13 protein-coding genes are annotated in these 18,280 nt (G+C 70.0%); 6 read left to right on the top strand and 7 right to left on the bottom strand.

Going from position 1 to position 18,280, the window contains the following annotated elements:
- Window positions 1–3: 3 nt before the first annotated feature.
- From EY822_RS03435 to EY822_RS03425, 3 genes are all read left to right on the top strand, one after another.
- Window positions 4–930: an NAD kinase gene (locus EY822_RS03435; RefSeq protein WP_150306996.1), complete on the top strand. Its 927-nt coding sequence runs from the start codon at window positions 4–6 to the stop codon at window positions 928–930.
- Window positions 927–2,627, top strand: a complete 1,701-nt coding sequence (gene recN / locus EY822_RS03430) for a DNA repair protein RecN (RefSeq protein ID WP_150306995.1) — start codon at window positions 927–929, stop codon at window positions 2,625–2,627. Before EY822_RS03435 ends, recN begins: the two co-directional genes overlap by 4 nt.
- A gap of 247 nt (window positions 2,628–2,874) precedes the next feature.
- Window positions 2,875–7,347, top strand: coding sequence for a right-handed parallel beta-helix repeat-containing protein (locus EY822_RS03425; protein WP_150306994.1), 4,473 nt, complete (start codon window positions 2,875–2,877; stop codon window positions 7,345–7,347).
- A gap of 24 nt (window positions 7,348–7,371) precedes the next feature.
- Here the strand turns inward: EY822_RS03425 and EY822_RS03420 are convergent, their stop codons facing one another.
- Window positions 7,372–9,270 carry an ABC transporter ATP-binding protein gene (locus tag EY822_RS03420; protein WP_150306993.1) on the bottom strand — a complete coding sequence of 633 codons (1,899 nt, stop codon included), beginning with the start codon at window positions 9,268–9,270 and terminating at the stop codon, window positions 7,372–7,374.
- A 28-nt stretch (window positions 9,271–9,298) separates the two neighbouring features.
- The gene (locus EY822_RS03415) at window positions 9,299–9,514 is read right to left on the bottom strand and encodes a hypothetical protein (RefSeq protein WP_150306992.1); all 216 of its coding nucleotides are present in this window, start codon (window positions 9,512–9,514) and stop codon (window positions 9,299–9,301) included.
- A 163-nt stretch (window positions 9,515–9,677) separates the two neighbouring features.
- Between EY822_RS03415 and EY822_RS03410 the strand changes: the two genes are divergently transcribed.
- Genes EY822_RS03410 through EY822_RS03400 form a run of 3 tightly spaced genes read left to right on the top strand, consistent with a single transcriptional unit; the run spans window position 9,678 to window position 12,324 of the window.
- Window positions 9,678–10,604 carry an ABC transporter ATP-binding protein gene (locus EY822_RS03410; RefSeq protein ID WP_150306991.1) on the top strand — a complete coding sequence of 309 codons (927 nt, stop codon included), beginning with the start codon at window positions 9,678–9,680 and terminating at the stop codon, window positions 10,602–10,604.
- The gene (locus tag EY822_RS03405; protein ID WP_150306990.1) at window positions 10,601–11,500 is read left to right on the top strand and encodes an ABC transporter permease; all 900 of its coding nucleotides are present in this window, start codon (window positions 10,601–10,603) and stop codon (window positions 11,498–11,500) included. Before EY822_RS03410 ends, EY822_RS03405 begins: the two co-directional genes overlap by 4 nt.
- 44 nt (window positions 11,501–11,544) lie before the next feature.
- The gene (locus EY822_RS03400) at window positions 11,545–12,324 is read left to right on the top strand and encodes an ABC transporter permease (RefSeq protein WP_150308739.1); all 780 of its coding nucleotides are present in this window, start codon (window positions 11,545–11,547) and stop codon (window positions 12,322–12,324) included.
- On the opposite strand, the gene EY822_RS03395 is transcribed toward EY822_RS03400, so the two are convergent.
- The 5 genes from EY822_RS03395 to EY822_RS03375 are packed head-to-tail and all read right to left on the bottom strand — an operon-like array spanning window position 12,287 to window position 18,280.
- Window positions 12,287–14,038: an alkaline phosphatase D family protein gene (locus tag EY822_RS03395; RefSeq protein ID WP_150306989.1), complete on the bottom strand. Its 1,752-nt coding sequence runs from the start codon at window positions 14,036–14,038 to the stop codon at window positions 12,287–12,289. The genes EY822_RS03400 and EY822_RS03395 overlap by 38 nt on opposite strands.
- 27 nt (window positions 14,039–14,065) lie before the next feature.
- On the bottom strand, window positions 14,066–15,838 hold the full coding sequence (locus EY822_RS03390) for a glycoside hydrolase family 13 protein (RefSeq protein ID WP_150306988.1): 1,773 nt from the start codon (window positions 15,836–15,838) through the stop codon (window positions 14,066–14,068).
- Window positions 15,839–15,894: 56 nt separating this feature from the next.
- Window positions 15,895–16,362, bottom strand: a complete 468-nt coding sequence (gene ribH / locus EY822_RS03385) for a 6,7-dimethyl-8-ribityllumazine synthase (RefSeq protein WP_150306987.1) — start codon at window positions 16,360–16,362, stop codon at window positions 15,895–15,897.
- Window positions 16,359–17,663, bottom strand: a complete 1,305-nt coding sequence (gene ribA, locus EY822_RS03380; protein WP_150306986.1) for a GTP cyclohydrolase II — start codon at window positions 17,661–17,663, stop codon at window positions 16,359–16,361. Before ribA ends, ribH begins: the two co-directional genes overlap by 4 nt.
- The gene (locus EY822_RS03375) at window positions 17,660–18,280 is read right to left on the bottom strand and encodes a riboflavin synthase (RefSeq protein ID WP_150306985.1); all 621 of its coding nucleotides are present in this window, start codon (window positions 18,278–18,280) and stop codon (window positions 17,660–17,662) included. The genes ribA and EY822_RS03375 overlap by 4 nt, the downstream gene beginning before the upstream one ends.

The following is an 18,280-nucleotide window of genomic DNA, read 5'->3' as shown; positions in this document are numbered from 1 at the left end:
ACCGTGGCGGTAGCGGGCAGGCACATCCTGGTGGTGTCGCACACCGGACGCGTCGACTCGCGCGAGGCCGCCGTGAGCGTGCTGACCCAGCTCGCCGACGCCGGAGTCACCCCCGTGCTGCGCGAGGAGGAGAAGACGGACCTCGTCGCTCACGCCGCCAGTCTCGGCGACATCGCCGTCCTCGGCACGGACGTGCCGACGTCCGACCTGGAGCTCGTGGTGGTGCTGGGCGGCGACGGCACCATCCTGCGTGCCGCCGAGATCGTCCGCGGAACCTCCGTGCCGCTCCTCGGCGTGAATCTCGGCCACGTCGGCTTCCTCGCCGAGAGCGAGCGGGAGGATCTGACGTCGACGGTGCACCGCGCCCTGGACCGCGACTATGCCGTCGAAGAGCGCATGACGCTCGAGGTTCGTGTCGAGGTGGACGAGCAGATCGTCTTCACCACCTGGGCGCTCAACGAGGCGACGGTGGAGAAGGCGAGCCGGGAGCGCATGCTCGAGGTGATCATCGAGGTGGACGGACGCCCGCTGTCGTCGTTCGGCTGCGACGGTGTCGTCATGTCGACGCCGACCGGGTCGACCGCCTACTCCTTCTCGGCGGGGGGACCCATCGTCTGGCCGAGCCTCGAGGCTCTGCTCCTCGTGCCGATCAGCGCCCACTCCCTCTTCGCCCGCCCCATGGTGGTGGGACCGGACTCCGTACTCGCCGTCGAACTGCTCGAACGGAACCTCGGTGTTGGCGTGCTCTGGTGCGACGGTCGCCGGACGGTCGACCTGCCCCGCGGATCCCGCGTCGAGGCGCGACGCTCGACCGTTCCGGTGCGTCTGGCCCGCTTGCGCGAGGCGCCCTTCACCGACCGTCTCGTGCGCAAGTTCGCGCTGCCGGTCGAGGGGTGGCGTGGCCCGGTCGAGCCCAGGGAACCCCGGTGATCGAGGAGATCTCGATCCGGAACCTCGGCGTCATCGGGACGACCACCCTGCCGCTCGGGCCCGGCTTCACCGCTCTCACGGGGGAGACCGGCGCCGGGAAGACGATGGTCGTCACGGCGTTGGGGCTTCTCCTCGGTGAGCGGTCCGACGCGGGAGCCGTTCGGCAGGGGAGCGACCGGGCCGTGGTCGAGGGACGGTGGCTCGTCCCCGATGACGGTGCCGTGGCGGAGAGGGTGCGGGACGCCGGGGGAGACGTGGAGGCCGGCGAGCTGATCCTCGGCCGATCCGTGTCGCCGGAGGGCCGGAGTCGAGCGACCGTCGGGGGGCGAGGGGCGCCGGTCGGCGTGCTCGGCGAACTCGGCCAGCACCTCGTGGTGGTGCACGGCCAGTCCGACCAGATCCGCCTCCGCTCGTCGACCGCGCAGCGGGAGGCCCTCGACCGGTTCGCGGGCGCGGCGCTGACCGACGTGCTGGGTCCGTATCAGGACGCGTTCCGGGCGTGGCGGTCGCACGAGGAGGAACTGACGGACCTCGTGGCCGAGCAGCAGGCGCGTCGACGCGAGGCGGCGTTGCTCCGCGACGCGATGGCGGAGATCGAGGCGGTGAACCCGCAGCGCGGCGAAGACGTGGAGCTGACGGAACGAGCCGATCGGCTGTCGAACCTCGAAGACCTCCGGCTCGCCGGAGCGGAAGCCCACGAGGTGCTCTCCACGTCCGACGTCGGCGGAGCCGCCGACGCGATCGGACTCGTCGACACCGCGCGCCGGCGCCTCGACCGGGTGGCCGATCACGATCCGCTGCTCGCGCCGGTGACCGAGGCGCTCGCGAACGCATCCTTCCTCCTCTCCGACGTGGCCGGCCAGCTCGCCAGTTACCTGGCGGGCCTCGACGCCGACGGCGGGCGGGAGCTGGAGATCGTGCAGGAGCGCCGCTCCGAGCTGACCGCGCTGAGCCGCAAGTACGGTCCGACCCTCGACGAGGTCATCGACTACCTCGACGCCGGCAGCAGTCGGCTGCTCGAGCTGGAGAGCGACACCGACCGTATCGACTCTCTCACGGTGACCGTGGAGGAGGACGCTGCCGCCGTCCGTGCACTCGCAGAGCAACTGACGACCGTTCGCCGGGCGAAGGCGACGGAACTCGCCGAGGCGGTGACCGCCGAGCTCTCCGCGCTGGCCATGGCCGACGCCAGCCTCGTCGTCGAGCTCGAGGCGAAACCGGAGCTGTCGATGTCCGGTGCCGACCGCGTGTCGGTGCTGCTGCGCCCGCATGCCGGTGCCGAGGCGCGGCCGATCGGGCGCGGGGCATCCGGCGGTGAGCTGTCCCGGGTGATGCTCGCCATCGAGGTGGTGATCGCGGGAACGGATCCGGTGCCCACCTTCGTCTTCGACGAGGTGGATGCCGGAGTCGGTGGCGCGGCCGCCATCGAGATCGGTCGGCGCCTGGCCCGTCTTGCCGAGCAGGCGCAGGTGATCGTGGTGACGCACCTCGCGCAGGTCGCCGCGTTCGCGACCAATCACCTGCGCGTGGCGAAGGACAGCGACGGTGCGGTCACCGCGAGCAGCGTCTCGCGACTCACCGGCGACGACCGCATCGCCGAGATGGCGCGCCTGCTGTCGGGCCTCCCCGATTCCGAGAGCGGTCTCGCCCACGCCCGCGAACTGGTTTCGACCGCCGCCGCGCTGTCCGGCTCCTGACCGCCCGCTTCTACAGGGCCGACGCTCCGGCCGGAAGTCGTCCGGTCTCGATCAGCACGCCCCAGCCGCGTCGTCGGCGCGAACCCCGGCGGGCCATCGTCGCGGCGCCCCCGAACGTGGGGACGAGATCCCGCCGGGACTTCATTAGCGTCGATCGCGGGCGGCGGCAGATGTGCCGCGCCCGGACGGCGCCGAAACACCGGGGGGTGGGGTGCCGGCCATGCGAATCACCGGGGGGAACACACCCATGCTCAATCGAGATGTCCGAGCACGGGGCTCACGTCGAGCCGTCGTCTATGCGCTGGTGTCGGTTCTGGCGGCGGGGATGTTCCTGGCACCGGGAGGAACGAGTGCGGCGAACGCTGAGACCACCTCGCCTCCGGCGAATGCGGCGGGGACCTATGAGAACGGGTCGCCGGCCATCACCTGGGAGGGCGGCTGGTCCACGGTCGCGTCGGGCTACGACAGTGGCGGATCGCACGCGCGGATGGACAGCGTGGGCGGCGCCACGCTGCAGTTCACCGGCACGGGCGTGCAGTGGACCGCTCGGACCAACGGTTACGCCGGCATCGCCGACGTGTACCTCGACGACGTGAAGGTGAAGTCCGTCGACCTGTACAGCCCGTCCGCCGCGTATCGCGCGATCGTGTTCGACTCCGGTGACCTCAAGCCCGGCGACCACACCATCCGGATCGAGCGCACCGGCACGAAGAACGCGGCCTCGACCGGTACCAACATCTTCCTCGACAGCTTGGTGGTTTCCAACGCGCCGGTGCTCTCCGGAACCTACGAAAACGGGGCCGCGCCGATCGTGATGACGGGAGCGTGGCTCACGGTGACGTCGGGCTACGACAGCGGGGGATCGCACACGCGGATCGACGCGGCCGGATCCGCGGATCTTCGGTTCTCGGGAACGAGCGTGCGCTGGATCTCCCGCACCAACAGCTACGCGGGCATCGCCTCCGTCTACATCGACGGCACGCTGGCGCAGACGGTGGACCTGTACTCCGCCACGGCCGCCTACAAGGCCGTCGTCTTCGACTCCGGTCCGCTGACCCGCGGGGAGCACACGATCCGGATCGAGCGGAGCGGCACGAGGAATCCCTCCTCGACCGGTTCCAACCTGTTCCTGGACAGCATCGTCGTCGATGACGCCCCGGTCGACGTGGGCATCCACGAGGATGGCGACCCCGCCCTCACCATGACCGGTGCCTGGTCCACCGTCACCTCCGGGTACGACAGCGGCGGCACCTACGGGCGCCTCGGCGGCACCGGGTCGGCCCAGCTGAAGTTCATGGGCACCAGCATCCAGTGGCTCTCCCGCACCAACGACTACGCCGGCATCGCCGCCGTGTACCTCGACGGAGCCAAGGTCGCGACGGTGGATCTCTACTCGGCGGCCATGACCTACCGCACGGTGGTGTTCGACTCCGGGCCCCTGACGCCCGGAGTGCACACGTTCCGCGTGGAGCACACGGGCACCCGCAACAGCGCCTCCACCGGCGGGAGCATCTTCCTCGACAGCATGATCGTCGACAACATCGCCGTCGAGGCCGGGACCCACGAGAACGGGTCCGAGTCCATCGTGCTCGACGGCCCCTGGTACACCGTCACGTCCGGGTCGGACAGCGCGGGATCGCACGACCGCCTCGATGCGCTGGGAACCGCCGAGCTGCGCTTCCTCGGCACGACCGTGCGGTGGATGGCCCGCACCAACAGCTACGCGGGCATGGCCCACGTCTTCATCGACGGCGCCAAGGTGGCGACCGTCGACCTGTACTCCGCCTCGGCGCGCTACCGGACCGTGGTGTTCGATTCCGGCCCGCTGACCCGGGGCGAGCACACCATCCGGATCGAGCGCAGCGGCGGCAAGAACCCCGCGTCCACCGGATCGAACATCTATCTCGACAGTCTCGTCGTCGAGGACACGCCGGTGGAGGCCGGCATCCACGAGAACGGATCGCCCTCCATCGTCACGTCCGGCACGTGGTCCACCATCACCTCCGGCTACGACAGCGGCGGCTCGTACGGCCGACTCGGCGGCATCGGTGACGCCCAGCTGAAGTTCGTCGGCACCGGTGTGCAGTGGATCTCCCGCACCAACGACTACGCCGGCATCGCGACGGTGTATCTCGATGGCGTGAAGGTGGCGACCGTGGACCTGTACTCGGCGACCACCACCTACCGGACCGTGGTGTACGACTCCGGAGTGCTCACCCCCGGGGTGCACACGATCCGGGTGGAGCGCACGGGCACCCGGAACCCCGCCTCCACCGGGGGGAGCATCTTCCTCGACAGCCTGGTGGTCGCCAACACGCCCGTCGTGGAGGGGACGTACGAGGACGGCGCGGCCCCGATCATCCTGAACGGCCCGTGGTCGACGACCCTGTCCGACTCCGACGGTGGCGGCTCGCACGGGCGCCTCGACGCCTACGGGTCCGCCGAACTGAGGTTCGCGGGAACGGGCGTGCGCTGGGTCGCCCGCACGAACAGCTACGCCGGTATCGCCACCGTCTACGTCGACGACGTGAAGGTGGCCTCCGTCGACCTCTACTCCCCGTCGGCCACCTTCCAGACGGTGGTCTTCGACTCGGGTCCGCTGGAGAGGGGCGAGCACACCATCCGGATCGAGCGCGCGGGAACGCGGAACGCCGGCTCGACCGGGTCGAACATCTTCCTCGACAATCTGGTCGTGCTCGACGCCGCGGTCGGTTCGGGCACGCACGAGGACGGCTCCCCGGCCATCGCCCGATCGGGCACGTGGTCCACCGTCTCCTCCGGCAGCGACAGCGGCGGATCGCACGGCCGTCTGAACAGCGCCGGCTCCGCACAGCTCAAGTTCACCGGCACGAGCGTGAAGTGGGTGTCGCGGACGAACGACTACGCCGGGATCGGCACCGTGTACATCGACGGACTGAAGGTCGGCTCCGTCGACCTGTACTCGGCCTCCCCGGTGTACCAGGCGGTCGTCTTCGAGTCCGATGTCCTCGACGCGGGGGAGCACACCATCCGGATCGAACTGAGCGGAGAGCGGAACTCCGCCTCGAGCGGCAGCAGCGTCTTCCTCGACGCGTTCGTCGTCACCGATTTCGTCAGCGCCAGTTCGCTGACCACGGTGCCCGCCTCCGGCACGTACGACAGCGAGTCGGGTCTGCTGACCTACGACCGGTCCTGGCGCACCGTCGAGTCCACCGCGGACCTCGACGGCTCCTACCGGGTGTCCGCCGACGGTCTGTCGTCGGTGCGCTTCGACTTCGAGGGCACCGGCATCCGTTGGGTGACCCGCACCAACCATTACTCGGGCATCGGCAAGGTCTACATCGACGGGCATTCCGTCCGGCTGGTCGACCTGTACTCGTCGACTCGACGCGATCAGCAGGTGGTCTTCGAACTCACCGGCCTGACGCACGGCACGCACTCCATCGTCGTAGAACGGACTGGCACCAAGAATGTGAACTCCACCGGGTCGGAGATCTCGGTGGACGGCTTCATCGTCCTGGACAGCACAGCCCCGGATTCACCGGCAGCTCCCCGCATCGCTCCCGAGCGGAAAGGGCTCCTGGTGCGCTGGGACCCGGTGACCGCCCCGGACGTGACCGCGTACCGGCTGTACCGAGCCGACCCGGCCGGCGAGCACACGCTACTGCAGGAGTTCACCCCCGCGGACGTCTCCATGCTCGACGTGGGACTCGACCCGGACAGCACCCACTCCTATCGCGTCACGGCCGTCGACTCGAGCGGCAACGAGTCGGCCCCGTCCGCGGCGACGTCGGCCAGCACCGTTGCGGCCCCTGTCGTGTCGCAGGGCCGCTACGCCAACTGTCCCACCGCCACGGTCACGGTCACGTCGAACCGCGAGCTGGCCTCGGCCCTCGGCGCGGCCAAGGCCGGTGACGTGATCGCCGTCGCGCCCGGGAGCTACGGGGCGAACTTCGACATCTCGGCCGCGGGAACCGCGGACCAGCCGATCTGGATTTGCGGCAGCCGGGACGCGGTGTTCGACGCCGGAAGCTTCACCTCGGGATACGGCTTCCAGATGACCTCGTCCTCGCACGTCATCCTGACGGGCATGACAATACGCAATGTGAAGAAGGGGGTGATGGTGGTGAACAGTTCCGCCATCACGGTCTCGGACATCGCGCTGTCGGACATCGGCGAGGAGGCCGTCCACCTTCGGACGAACACCACGGACAGCTTCGTTCTCGCCAACACGATTCACCGGACGGGTCTGTACACGCCCGAGTACGGTGAGGGCATCTACATCGGCTCCGACCCTTCGAACTGGTGCACGTTCTCGGACTGCCTTCCCGACCGCAGCAACCGCAACTCGGTGCTGTCGAACGTCATCACCGCCACCACGGTGGAGGGGATCGAGGCGAAGTCCGGTACGGAACAGGGCTGGATCGCCAGCAACACGATCGACGGCGCGCTCCTCGACACCCGGTACGCGCTGTCCTGGATCTCTGTCAGCGGGAACGACTACATCGTCGAGGGCAACAGCGGCACGAACTCGCCGGAGGACGGCATCAAGTCCGTCGAGGTCGCCACGGTCGAGGGGTGGGGGAGGAACAACGTCTTCGTCGGGAACTCCGCCGCCGACGTGAACCCCGCCTTCTACGGCGTCCGGATCACCACCCCGGGCACCGGCGCGATCGTCGGCTGCGACAACACCCTCACCGGGACCGGATTCGGCGTCACCAACGTGAGCTGCCAGAAGTAGCCCGGCGCCGGCCGGGCGTCGGTGCTACACCAGCAGCTGGTGCTTCGCGAGATCGCGATAGAGCGGGGTGCTCGCGACGAGCTCGGAGTGGGTGCCGGTTCCGACGACCACACCGTGATCGAGCACCACGATGCGGTCGGAGTCGACGACGGTCGACAACCGGTGCGCGATCACGATGAGCGTGCGATTCTCGGCGACCGCGTCGATCGCCTCCCGCAGGCGCTGCTCGTTCAGGCCGTCGAGGCTCGAGGTCGACTCGTCGAGCAGCAAGATCGGCGGAGCGGCGAGGATGGTGCGTGCGATGGCGAGTCGCTGGCGTTCGCCACCGGAGAGCATCACGCCATCCTCGCCCACCGGCGCCGAGAGGCCGAGCGGGTTGCGTTCGAGCACCTCGGTCAGGTTCACGGAATGCAGCACCCGGATGCACTCCTCATCCGTGGCATCGGGAGCACCGAGCGTGAGATTGTCGCGGATGCTACCCGCCAGCACGGGCGCGTCCTGCTCCACGTAGCCGATCTGGGAGCGCAACTCCTCGCGGCCGAGGGAGCGCACGTCGAGACCACCCAGCAGCACGGCGCCGTCGGTCGGGTCGTAGAAGCGCTCGATCAGCGACAGGATGGTGCTCTTCCCGGCTCCGGAGGGCCCGACCAGGGCCGTGCGCGTACCGCGCTCGGCGCGGAAACTCACCCCGTTCAGCACGGGCGCCCGCACCGGCACCGCCTCGGTCTCGCCCCCGGTGTCGGCGGGCGCATCCGCAGTCCCGTCGGCCGGCTCGCCCTCGTACCGGAACCACACGTCATCGAACTCGATCGCGGGCGCAGCCGACGCCGCTCGGCCGGTGGCGGCGTCGACGGCGAGCGGGGCGATGGCACGGTCACCGTCGCTCTCGGCGGGGATCGCGATGATCTCCTGGATGCGGCCGAGCGCCCCGAGCGCCGAGTTCACCGAGGTGATGGCGCCGAACGCCTGCCCGAGCGGCAGGATCATGAGGAAGAGGAAGAGGATGAACGACACGAGGTTCGCGATGGTGATGTCGCCGTTCGCCACCCGGAATCCGCCGACGCCCAGCACCACGAGGAACGACACCTGCATGGCGATCCCGGCCACCGGCACGACGAGCGCGGAGATCCTGGCGACCTGGATGCCCATGCGCCACGCGGCCTCGGCGTCGCGCTCGATCGCGGCGACCTCCCGGTCGGTCGCGTTCGACGCGCGCACGGTGCGCACCGCGCTGATGGCCCGCTCGACGCTCGAGGCGAGGTCTCCCACGCGTTCCTGCGCGGCGAGGCTCGCGACCCGGATGCGCCCGGAGAGCACCGTGACCGTCACCACCGAAACCGCGACGACGAGCACGGTGAGGCCGAGCAGCACGGGGTCGATGATGAGCATCGCGATGAGAGCGCCGACGAAGGTGACGGAGCCACCGATCGCCTCCACGAGACCCTGCGTGAGCACGGCGCGGAGGAGCGTGGTGTCCGACCCGACACGGGAGACGAGGTCTCCGGTGCGGCGGGTGTCGAACTCGCGGATGGGCAACCGGAGCATCCGCCCGACGAGCGCTCGCCGCGACGACAGCACCACGCTCTCCCCGGTGCGCTGCAGGAGGTAGTGCTGATATCCCGAAATGAGCGCGCTGAGCACGACGAGCGTCACGAGGGTCCAGACCAGCGGTCCGAGCGGATCGTTCTGCTCCACGACGGTGATGACCTGGCTCACCAGCAGGGGCTGGGCGAGGCTCGCGGCGGCGCCGAGAAGGCTCAGCACCGTGACCACGGAGAGGATCTTCTTGTGCTCGAGCAGGTAGGGCAGGAGGTCGCCGAATCGCGCCCGCGGCCCTTCGGTCGTTCCTGCCGGCGCCCGTCGACCCAGGCGAAGGGCGGGACGGGCGGCCTTGGCAGGGCGCGACGACGTGGCGGTACTCATGCGTTGGTTCTCCTGATCGATCGGACGACTAGCGTCGCCCGTACTTCTTGTGAACGGCCTGACGGCTCACCCCGAGGCACATGGCGATGACCTGCCAGGAGAATCCGCTCGTCCGGGCGCGACGCACGGTCACCGCTTCGACGCGATCCAGTTCCCGCCGCAGCTGCGCGATGGCGCGAAGGGCGCGGATGGGATCATCGGAGCCGGCGTTCTCCGCCAGTGCGGAGATGTTTCCCGAGTCCATGCCGGCAACACTAATTGACAGGCGTGCGGGCGTCAATTTGGGTTGACGGACCGTGGGCCGAGCGGGCGGCCCCGCGTCGGGCGATGGATACGCCCCGGCCCCGCGTCGGGCGTTGGGTACGCCCCGGCCCCGCGTCGTCGGACGTGCGGACTAGAATCCCTCCGTGCCTGCGCCCGTCATCACCGCGACCGACCTGACCAAGACCTACGGGGACTTCGCCGCGGTGGACGGGATCTCCTTCGAGGTGGCCCCCGGCGAGTCCTTCGGCCTGCTCGGGCCGAACGGCGCGGGCAAGTCGACCACGATGCGGATGGTGGGCGCCGTCTCCACGCGCACCAGCGGGAGCCTGCGCATCCTCGACCTCGACCCGGACGACAGCGGACCGGAGATCCGTGCCCAGCTCGGTGTCGTGCCGCAGGCCGACAACCTGGACCTGGAGCTCCGCGCCCGGGACAATCTTCTGGTCTACGGCCGTTACTTCGGCATCCCCCGCAAGGTGGTGCACCGGCGCGCCGACGAGCTTCTGGCGTTCGCGCAGCTGGAGGACCGCGCCAAGGCGAAGGTGGACGATCTCTCGGGCGGCATGAAGCGCCGGCTCACCATCGCCCGGGCGCTCATCAACGACCCGCGCATCCTGCTGCTCGACGAGCCGACGACCGGACTGGACCCGCAGGCGCGGCACATCCTCTGGGACCGGCTGTTCCGCCTCAAGGAGCAGGGCACCACCCTCGTTCTCACCACCCACTACATGGACGAGGCGGAGCAGCTCTGCGACCGCCTCGTGGTCGTCGACAAGGGCGCCATCATGGCCGAGGGCTCGCCCGCCGACCTGATCCGACGGTACTCCAGCCGGGAGGTGCTCGAGGTGCGCTTCGGCTCCGACCGCAACGAGGCGGTGGCGGAGCGTCTCGCCGGCACCGGCGACCGCATCGAGGTGCTGCCCGACCGGGTGCTGATCTACAGTGCGAACGGCGAGGCGGTGCTGACGCGCATCACCGAGCAGGGACTGCACCCCCTCACCAGCCTCGTGCGCCGATCGAGCCTCGAGGACGTGTTCCTGCGCCTCACCGGACGAAGCCTGATCGAATGAGCGGACCCCTCCGCCGGGGAACCGGCACTCCATTCGCCACCGACCCGGCCGTCTCCGACGCGGCCGGCGGTTCGGCGCAGGCCCGGGCGGCGATCGCCGCGGGCTCGCGTCCCCGCCGCTTCGGCGCCTGGTACGTCACCGAGCACCGGCTGCGCGGAATGGCGAGCTACCGCGGCACGATCATCGCGACGGGGATCGGCAACCCGCTGGTCTACCTGTTCGCGCTGGGGGTGGGGCTCGCGACCCTGGTCGACCGGAACCTCGACGGATCCTCCGTCGGCGACGTCGGCTACCTCGCTTTCGTGGCGCCGGCACTGCTCGCGACCGCGGCCGTCACCATCGCGTCGGAGGAGTTCACCTATCCGATCTTCGGTGGCTTCAAGTGGAACCCCATCTTCTTCGCGATCAACGCCGCGCCCATCTCCCCCCGGCAGATCGTCGACGGCCAGCTGCTCGCCGTGCTGTTCCGGATGCTGCCGAGCTGCGTCGTCTACTACCTCGTCATGCTCGTGTTCGGTGCGGTGCCGTCGATGCTCGGCTGGCTCAGCATCCTCGCCGCGGTCGCCACCGGAATGGCGGTGGGCGCGGTGCTCATGTCCTACACCGCCACGCTGCAGACCGACACGGGCCAGATCGCCATGCTGATGCGGTTCGGCCTCACGCCCATGTTCCTCTTCTCCGGCACCTTCTTCCCGCTGTCGCAGCTCCCCGTCGGACTCCAGTGGATCGGCTGGATCTCTCCGCTCTGGCACGGCACCGAGCTCGGCCGGGTGTTCAGCTACGGGCATGCCGAACCGCTCTGGCTGACGGTGCTGCACGTGGCGTATCTGTCCGCCTGGCTGGTGGTCGGCTGGCTGGTGTCCCGCCGGGTCGCCACGCGGAGGCTGAACAAGTGAGCGTGCTGGAGCGTTCGGGCACCGGCCGGCAGCTGCCCGCGGGCATGCGGGCCCTCTACGCGGGCAACGCCCGCTCGGTCGTGGCGCGAGGGTTGCTCGCGACGAGGAGCACCAACTGGCTGGTGGTGCTCAGCGGCTTCTTCGAGCCTGTCTTCTATCTCCTCGCCATGGGATTCGGTCTCGGCGGGCTCGTCGGCGCGGTCAGTACCTCGACGGGCCAGGATGTGAGCTACGGCGCCTTCATTGCTCCGGCACTGCTCGCCGTGTCGGCGATGAACGGTGCGGTCTACGACTCCACCTGGAACGTGTTCTTCAAGATGAACTACTCGAAGCTCTACCAGGGGATGCTGTCCACGTCGCTGGGGCCGCTCGACGTGGCGTTCGGCGAGATCGGTCTCGCGCTCCTGCGCGGCGCCGTCTACGCGACCGGGTTCCTCATCGTCATGCAGGTGCTCGGGCTGAACCTCTCCTTCTTCGCCCTGCTGGCACTGCCCGCGGTGATGCTCGTCGCGTTCGCCTTCGCGAGCTTCGGCATGGTCATCACCTCATACATGAAGACGTTCCAGCAGATGGACTGGATCAACTTCGTGATGCTGCCGATGTTCCTGTTCTCCGCCACCTTCTACCCGCTGTCGGTGTACCCGGAGTGGATCCAGGTGGTGATCCAAGCCCTGCCGCTCTGGCACGCGGTCGAGTTGATGCGGGGGCTCACCACGGGCGCCGTCAGCGTGGCGATGGTGTGGCACGTGCTCTACTTCGTCGCCATGATCGCCGTCGGGCTCGTGTTCACGACGCGGCGGCTGCGCGTGCTCTTTCTCGACTGAGCCCCGGCACGGTCCGTTCGGAGCGGGAGCGGAGCACCGGCCGGTCGGCGCCGGTTGCCGGTGCGACGGCCTCGTCGATGCGGAGGGAGGCGCCGTCCCGGGTGAGGCGGAGGCTCGCCACGAAGTTGCCGAACATCGGACCGGTCGGAATGGTCCAGCGGAACGGCGCCCGCCGCACCCCGGCGCTCCGCGCCAGCAGCCGGGTGAGGATGCGCACCGGCCGCCAGCCCGCCAGGGCGAGCCCGCGCCGCACCACCAGGGGGAGCTGGTTGCGGAAGGGGGAGCAGACCATCTGCACGACCGGCGCCCGAGCGCCGACGGAGCGGGGGAAGGCGAGGTGGGCCACGTAGGCGTGGTGCACGTCGCCGGACAGCACGAGCACCGTGCGCGGCGCGGCGCCCCGGCGTCCCGCGGCCACGTCGCCCAGGATGCCGACGAGGCGGTTGAGCGACGACTGGAAGGCGCCCCACTGGTCGAGGTTCGCGTGCCGGCGGAGCGACTCGGCCCACCGGGCCGCGCGCTGCCCGAACACCCCGCGGCACACCGCCTCGTTCCAGGCCTCGGCGTCCTGCTGCGCGTGGTGCAGCAGGAGCGGCACCGACGTCGCCACCAGCAGGTGGTCGCAGTCCCCGCGGAGGAGGCTGTCGACCCGGTCCCACTCGCCGCCGGTGAACATGCTGCGGCGCGACTCGTCGAGCACGCGGGAGGAGCGGGTGTCGAGCACGACCAGGCGGCTGCTGGCCAACTGCCGGTCATAGCTCCACGGCGACGCTCGATTTTCCGCGGCGGCCTCGTCGGCCCGCGTGACGAAGCTCCACAGGGCCTCGTCGCAGTTTCCCGCGTCGGGGTCGGCGCGGGTGAGGGCCGGCCATACGCCCTCGTCGCGCAGCGCGTCGGGGGAGAGGTTGCCGGCGTGCTGGTACAGCCAGTACGCCGCGTAGGCGCTGCGGATCTGGTCGGCCCACCCCGGGGAGGTCAGCGCCTCCCGCTGCCAGCTCGCCGAGACGTTCCAGTTGTTGCGCACCTCGTGGTCGTCGAAGATCATCGCCGACGGCACGGTGGCGAGCAGCCACCGGATGTCCGGCTGCGCCCACGCGCTGCGGTACACCGCGGCGTACTCCTCGAACGTGATCGCCTCCCCGCCCGGCAGCAGCACGCCGGGCGCGGCCGGGACGAGCTCGCCGGGAGCGGATTCCGGTGACAGGCGGTAGTCGGCGTAGATCTGGTCGCCCAGGAGGACCAGCAGGTCGGGCAGCGGACGCTCCCCGGCTTGGATCGCCCGGGACAGGGTCGCCAGCGCGTCGATGCCTGCGGCGTGCAGGTGGGAGCCGTGCGCGAGCGACCACGGCTCGGCGTCCGGCCGGTCGATGCGGCAGGACCCGAACACCACGTCGACATCCCGCCCGGTGTCGTGCGGCCGGATCCGGGGTGCCGGGCGGTCGTCGCCGGCCGCCGGCCAGACGGGGGCGCCGTCGAGCTCGACGGAGTAGCTGAGCTCCGATCCGGGCGTCAGGCCGTCGAGTACCACGAGGGCGAAGTGGTGACCGCGCACCGCGAAGGTGCGCGCGGAGGAGACGAGCGCCGTGCCGGCCGACGACGCGGCCCGCACCCGCACGGTCGCCGGGGCGGATGCTTCCAGCCATACGGTGGCCGTGCGGTCGTCGACGTAGCGCAGCGCGGGGCCGGTGAGCACGGTCGCGGGAGCGGGAGTCATGACGTCAATCCTCACTCATCCGTGCGCTCAGCGTCGGTAGATGCGCGCCTCCCAGGGCCGGAGGGTCTCGGCCGGTCGGGGATCCTCGCCGTCGGTGTAGTTGCCCAGCACCAGGCCCGCTGCGGTCCAGCCGTCGGGAACCGCCCACTCGAGCGGGTAGTCCGACATGTTGCCCATCACGAGCAGCGCATCGTCGCCGAGGGTGCGCGTGAACGCGTAGAGGCGCGGATGCGCCGGTTCGAGCATCGTGAACCGGCCGAGCGACACGGTCTTCTCGGAGTGGCGCAACTCGACGAGACGCCGGAAGTGGTCGAAGATGCTGCGTTCGGCGGCCCGGTCGGCCGCCACGTTGATCTCGCGCCAGTTCGCGTTGACCTCGATCCACGGCTCGCCCTCGGTGAAGCCGGCGTTCTCGCCCGCCGTCCACTGCACCGGGGTGCGCGCGTTGTCGCGGCCCTTGGCCCGCAGGGAGGCGAGCATGATCTCCGGGTCCGTTCCGAAATGGGTCGAGTCCTGGGCGTAATGCCCGAGCGCCTCGATGTCGCGGAACTGATCGATCGAGGAGAACGACACGTTCGTCATGCCGATCTCCTCGCCCTGGTAGATGTAGGGCGTCCCGCGGTGCAGGTGCAGGATGGTCGCCCACGCGGTCGCGGACTCGTACCGGAACTCCCGGTCGTTCCCGTAGCGCGAGACGACCCGCGGGCGGTCGTGGTTGTCGAGGTAGAGGCTGTTCCAGCCCACCTCGGCGAGCTCCTCCTGCCAGCGCCCGAACGACCGCTTCAGCAGCACGAGGTCGAGCGGATGGGCGTGCCACTTCGGGTCGAACGGGAACGCGTCGCCGCCGTCGTCGAGCGGCGGAGCGAACACCGTGTCCATGTGCTCGAACTGGAACACCATGTCGAGCTCGTTCCGGGCGGGGTCCGTGAACAGGCGCGCATCCTCCACCGTCACGCCGGGCATCTCACCCACGGTGATGAGGTCGGCGGTGCGCCCGGCGAACACGGCGCGGTGCATCTCGTTCAGGAACTCGTGGATGCGGGGGCCGCTGATGTACGAGGCGCTCCCGTCTCCGTGAAGTGCGCCCTCGCGTCGCGGGCCGTCGGGCAGCGCCACGTCCTTCGAGATGAAGTTGATGACGTCCATGCGGAAGCCGTCGACCCCGCGGTCGAGCCACCAGTTCATCATCTCGTAGACGGCCTCGCGCACCTCCGGGTTCTCCCAGTTGAGGTCCGGTTGCTGCTCGGCGAAAAGGTGCAGGTAGTACTCGCCGGTGGCCTCGTCCAGGGTCCACGCCGAGCCCGCGAAGGCCGCGCCCCAGTTGGTCGGTTCGGCTCCCGGCTGCCCGGCCTCGAAGCCCTCGCGCGGCCGCCGCCACCAGTACCAGTCGCGCTTCGGGCTGTCGCGCGAGCTGCGCGACTCCTCGAACCAGGCGTGCTGGTGCGATGTGTGATTCACGACGAGGTCCATCACGAGCTTCATGCCGCGAGCGTGCACGTCGTCGAGCAGGAGGTCGAGCTCGTCGAGGGTGCCGAACTCCGGGGCGATGGCGCGGTAGTCGCTGATGTCGTAGCCGTTGTCGAACTGCGGCGACGAGTAGATCGGGGAGAGCCAGATCACGTCGACGCCCAGGTCGACGAGGTGGTCGAGCCGGGAGCGGATGCCGCCGATGTCGCCGATGCCGTCGCCGTTCGAATCCGCGAAGCTCCGCGGGTAGATCTGGTACACCACCGCGTCCGACCACCATGCCGGCGCCTCTGCCACGCGGGAATCGGACCGGTCGTGCTGCACGTCGCTCATGCCTCCAGCCTTCCACGATCGCGCGGCCCGGGTTCGGACCCCTGTCGCGGGCCCGGTCAGGCGAGGGAGCGGAGCACCGCCACCATGGCGAGCGCGGCCTCCGCCGCCTCGGCGCCCTTGTCCTCCTTCGAGCCCGGGAGGCCCGCCCGATCGATGCCCTGCTGCTCGTCGTCGAGGGTGAGCACGCCGAAGCCGATGGGCTTGCCCGTCTTCACCGTCACCGAGGTGAGGCCGGAGGTGGCGGCATCCGACACGTACTCGAAGTGCGGGGTACCGCCGCGGATGATGACACCGAGCGCGACCACCGCGTCCGCGCCGCCGTTCAACGCGGCGAGTGCGGCGACGGGCAGCTCGAAGCTGCCGGGCACGCGCACCTCGCGCACCTCGGCGCCCGACTCCTCGAGCACCCGCCGGGCGCCGGCGAGCAGTCCGTCGGAGATCTCGGTGTGCCAGCGGCCCGCCACGATCGTGATCGCCATGCCGCGTCCGTCGACGGAGATGTCGGGGGATCCTTCGCCGCTCATCGGGTGTCTTCCTTTCCGTTGGTGTCGCTCGATTCCTCGAGCCCGTGCAGCCCGTCGAGCAGGTGCGTGCTCATGCTGTGTCCCATCCTGTCGCGCTTGGTCTGCAGGTACCCGGTGTTTTCGGCGCCAATGCCGACCACGAGGGAGACCCGCTCGCTCACCTCGATGCCGCGGTCGCGCAGCTGGCGCACCTTCTCGGGGTTGTTGGTGAGGAGCCGCACCGACGTGATGCCCAGATCCTCGAGGATGGCGGTGGCTGCGCCGTAATCCCGTGCGTCGCCCGGAAGACCGAGCGCGAGGTTCGCGTCGAGCGTGTCGAGGCCGTCCTCCTGCAACCGGTAGGCCTTCAGCTTGTTGATGAGGCCGATGCCTCGACCCTCGTGGCCGCGCAGGTAGACCACCACGCCCCCCTCCTCGCGGATGGCGTCGAGAGCGGAGTCGAGCTGGGGTCCGCACTCGCACTTCAGCGAGCCGAACGCCTCGCCCGTGAGGCACTCGGAATGCACCCGCACGAGCGCGCCCTCCGCCGTCGGTTTCCCGGCGACGATGGCCACATGGTCCGCGCCCGTGGTGCGGTCGCGGTACGCCCGCACCCTGACCATCCCGTGCACGGTGGGGACCTCGGTCTCCACCTCGAAGATCACCCGGGATGTCTCGGGGAGCGGCGCCGCGCTCGCGAGCGGCGCGTGCGGGTGATGCAGGTCGAGCCAGTCGATGAGGGCCGCGATGGTGATGACCGGCACGGCTTCGCGCTCGCCGAGTTCGAGGAGACCGGGCAGGCGCATCATCTCGCCGTCCTCCGCGACGATCTCGGAGATGACGGCCACCGGCACCAGTCCGGCGAGCTTCATCAGGTCGACGCTCGCCTCGGTGTGTCCGTCGCGTTCCCTCACGCCGCCGTCGAGAGCGCGGAGCGGCAGCACGTGGCCGGGTCGGTGCAGCGACGCCGGGGTGGCGTTCGGGTCGGCGAGCACGCGCATCGTGTGCGCGCGGTCGGCGGCGCTGATGCCGGTGGTGATGCGGTCGGCCGCATCCACGGTGACCGTGTAGGCCGTGCCGCGCAGATCCTCGTTGTGCGCCACCATCAGCGGCAGTTCCAGGCGGTCGGCGATGTCGTTGGTCATGGGCGCGCACAGGAAGCCGGAGGAGTGCCGCACCGTCCAGGCGATCCACTCCTGGCTGGCGAGACCGGCGGCGAGCACCACGTCCCCCTCGTTCTCCCTGCCCTCGTCATCGACCACGATGATCGGTCGTCCGCTCCGCAGCGCGTCGAGCGCGACGGGGATGTCGGCGAGGCTCATCGCATATCCCCCATCTGCAGCATGCGCCGCACGTGCCGGGCGAGGATGTCGGTCTCGATGTTCACGACGTCGCCCGGGACGAGCCCCCCGAGGGTGGTGGCGGCGAGGGTCTCCGGGATGAGGGACACCTCGAACCAGGCTTCGGCCGACGGCGTTTCGGGCGCGCTCAGCGAGCTCACGGTGAGGCTGACACCGGAGACGGCGATGGATCCCTTGTCCACCACGAGCGGGGCGATCGCGTGCTCCAGGGTGAACCGGAGCACGCGCCACGCCTCGCCCTCGGTGATCGATACCAGCGTCGCCGTGCCGTCGATGTGACCCTGCACGATGTGGCCGCCCAACCGGTCCCCGACGAGCGCGGCCCGTTCGAGGTTGACCGGGGCGCCCTCCTCCAGGGTGCCGAGGGTGCTCATCGCGAGGGTCTGCGCCATGACGTCGACGGTGAAGGACTCGGCGTCACTCGCGACGACCGTGAGGCAGACGCCGCTCACGGAGATCGAGTCGCCGTGCCGCACTCCGGTCACCGCGAGCGGCCCGCGCACGGTCAGACGCCCGGAGTCCTGCCCCTTGTCCCAGCGCGTCACGCGCCCCAGTTCTTCGATGATTCCGGTGAACAC

This window comes from Planctomonas psychrotolerans (assembly GCF_008642235.1).
Lineage (GTDB): Bacteria > Actinomycetota > Actinomycetes > Actinomycetales > Microbacteriaceae > Planctomonas > Planctomonas psychrotolerans.
This window is presented reverse-complemented; position numbering and strand designations above follow the sequence as displayed.

Bases quoted from the DNA above. Each gene is read 5' to 3' on its own strand.
- EY822_RS03415 (WP_150306992.1), bottom strand. From the start codon at position 9,514: ATGGACTCGGGAAACATCTCCGCACTGGCGGAGAACGCCGGCTCCGAT.
- EY822_RS03390 (WP_150306988.1), bottom strand. From the start codon at position 15,838: ATGAGCGACGTGCAGCACGACCGGTCCGATTCCCGCGTGGCAGAGGCG.
- EY822_RS03405 (WP_150306990.1), top strand. From the start codon at position 10,601: ATGAGCGGACCCCTCCGCCGGGGAACCGGCACTCCATTCGCCACCGAC.
- ribH (WP_150306987.1), bottom strand. From the start codon at position 16,362: ATGAGCGGCGAAGGATCCCCCGACATCTCCGTCGACGGACGCGGCATG.
- EY822_RS03420 (WP_150306993.1), bottom strand. From the start codon at position 9,270: ATGAGTACCGCCACGTCGTCGCGCCCTGCCAAGGCCGCCCGTCCCGCC.
- EY822_RS03425 (WP_150306994.1), top strand. From the start codon at position 2,875: ATGCTCAATCGAGATGTCCGAGCACGGGGCTCACGTCGAGCCGTCGTC.
- EY822_RS03395 (WP_150306989.1), bottom strand. From the start codon at position 14,038: ATGACTCCCGCTCCCGCGACCGTGCTCACCGGCCCCGCGCTGCGCTAC.
- EY822_RS03400 (WP_150308739.1), top strand. From the start codon at position 11,545: ATGCGGGCCCTCTACGCGGGCAACGCCCGCTCGGTCGTGGCGCGAGGG.
- ribA (WP_150306986.1), bottom strand. From the start codon at position 17,663: ATGAGCCTCGCCGACATCCCCGTCGCGCTCGACGCGCTGCGGAGCGGA.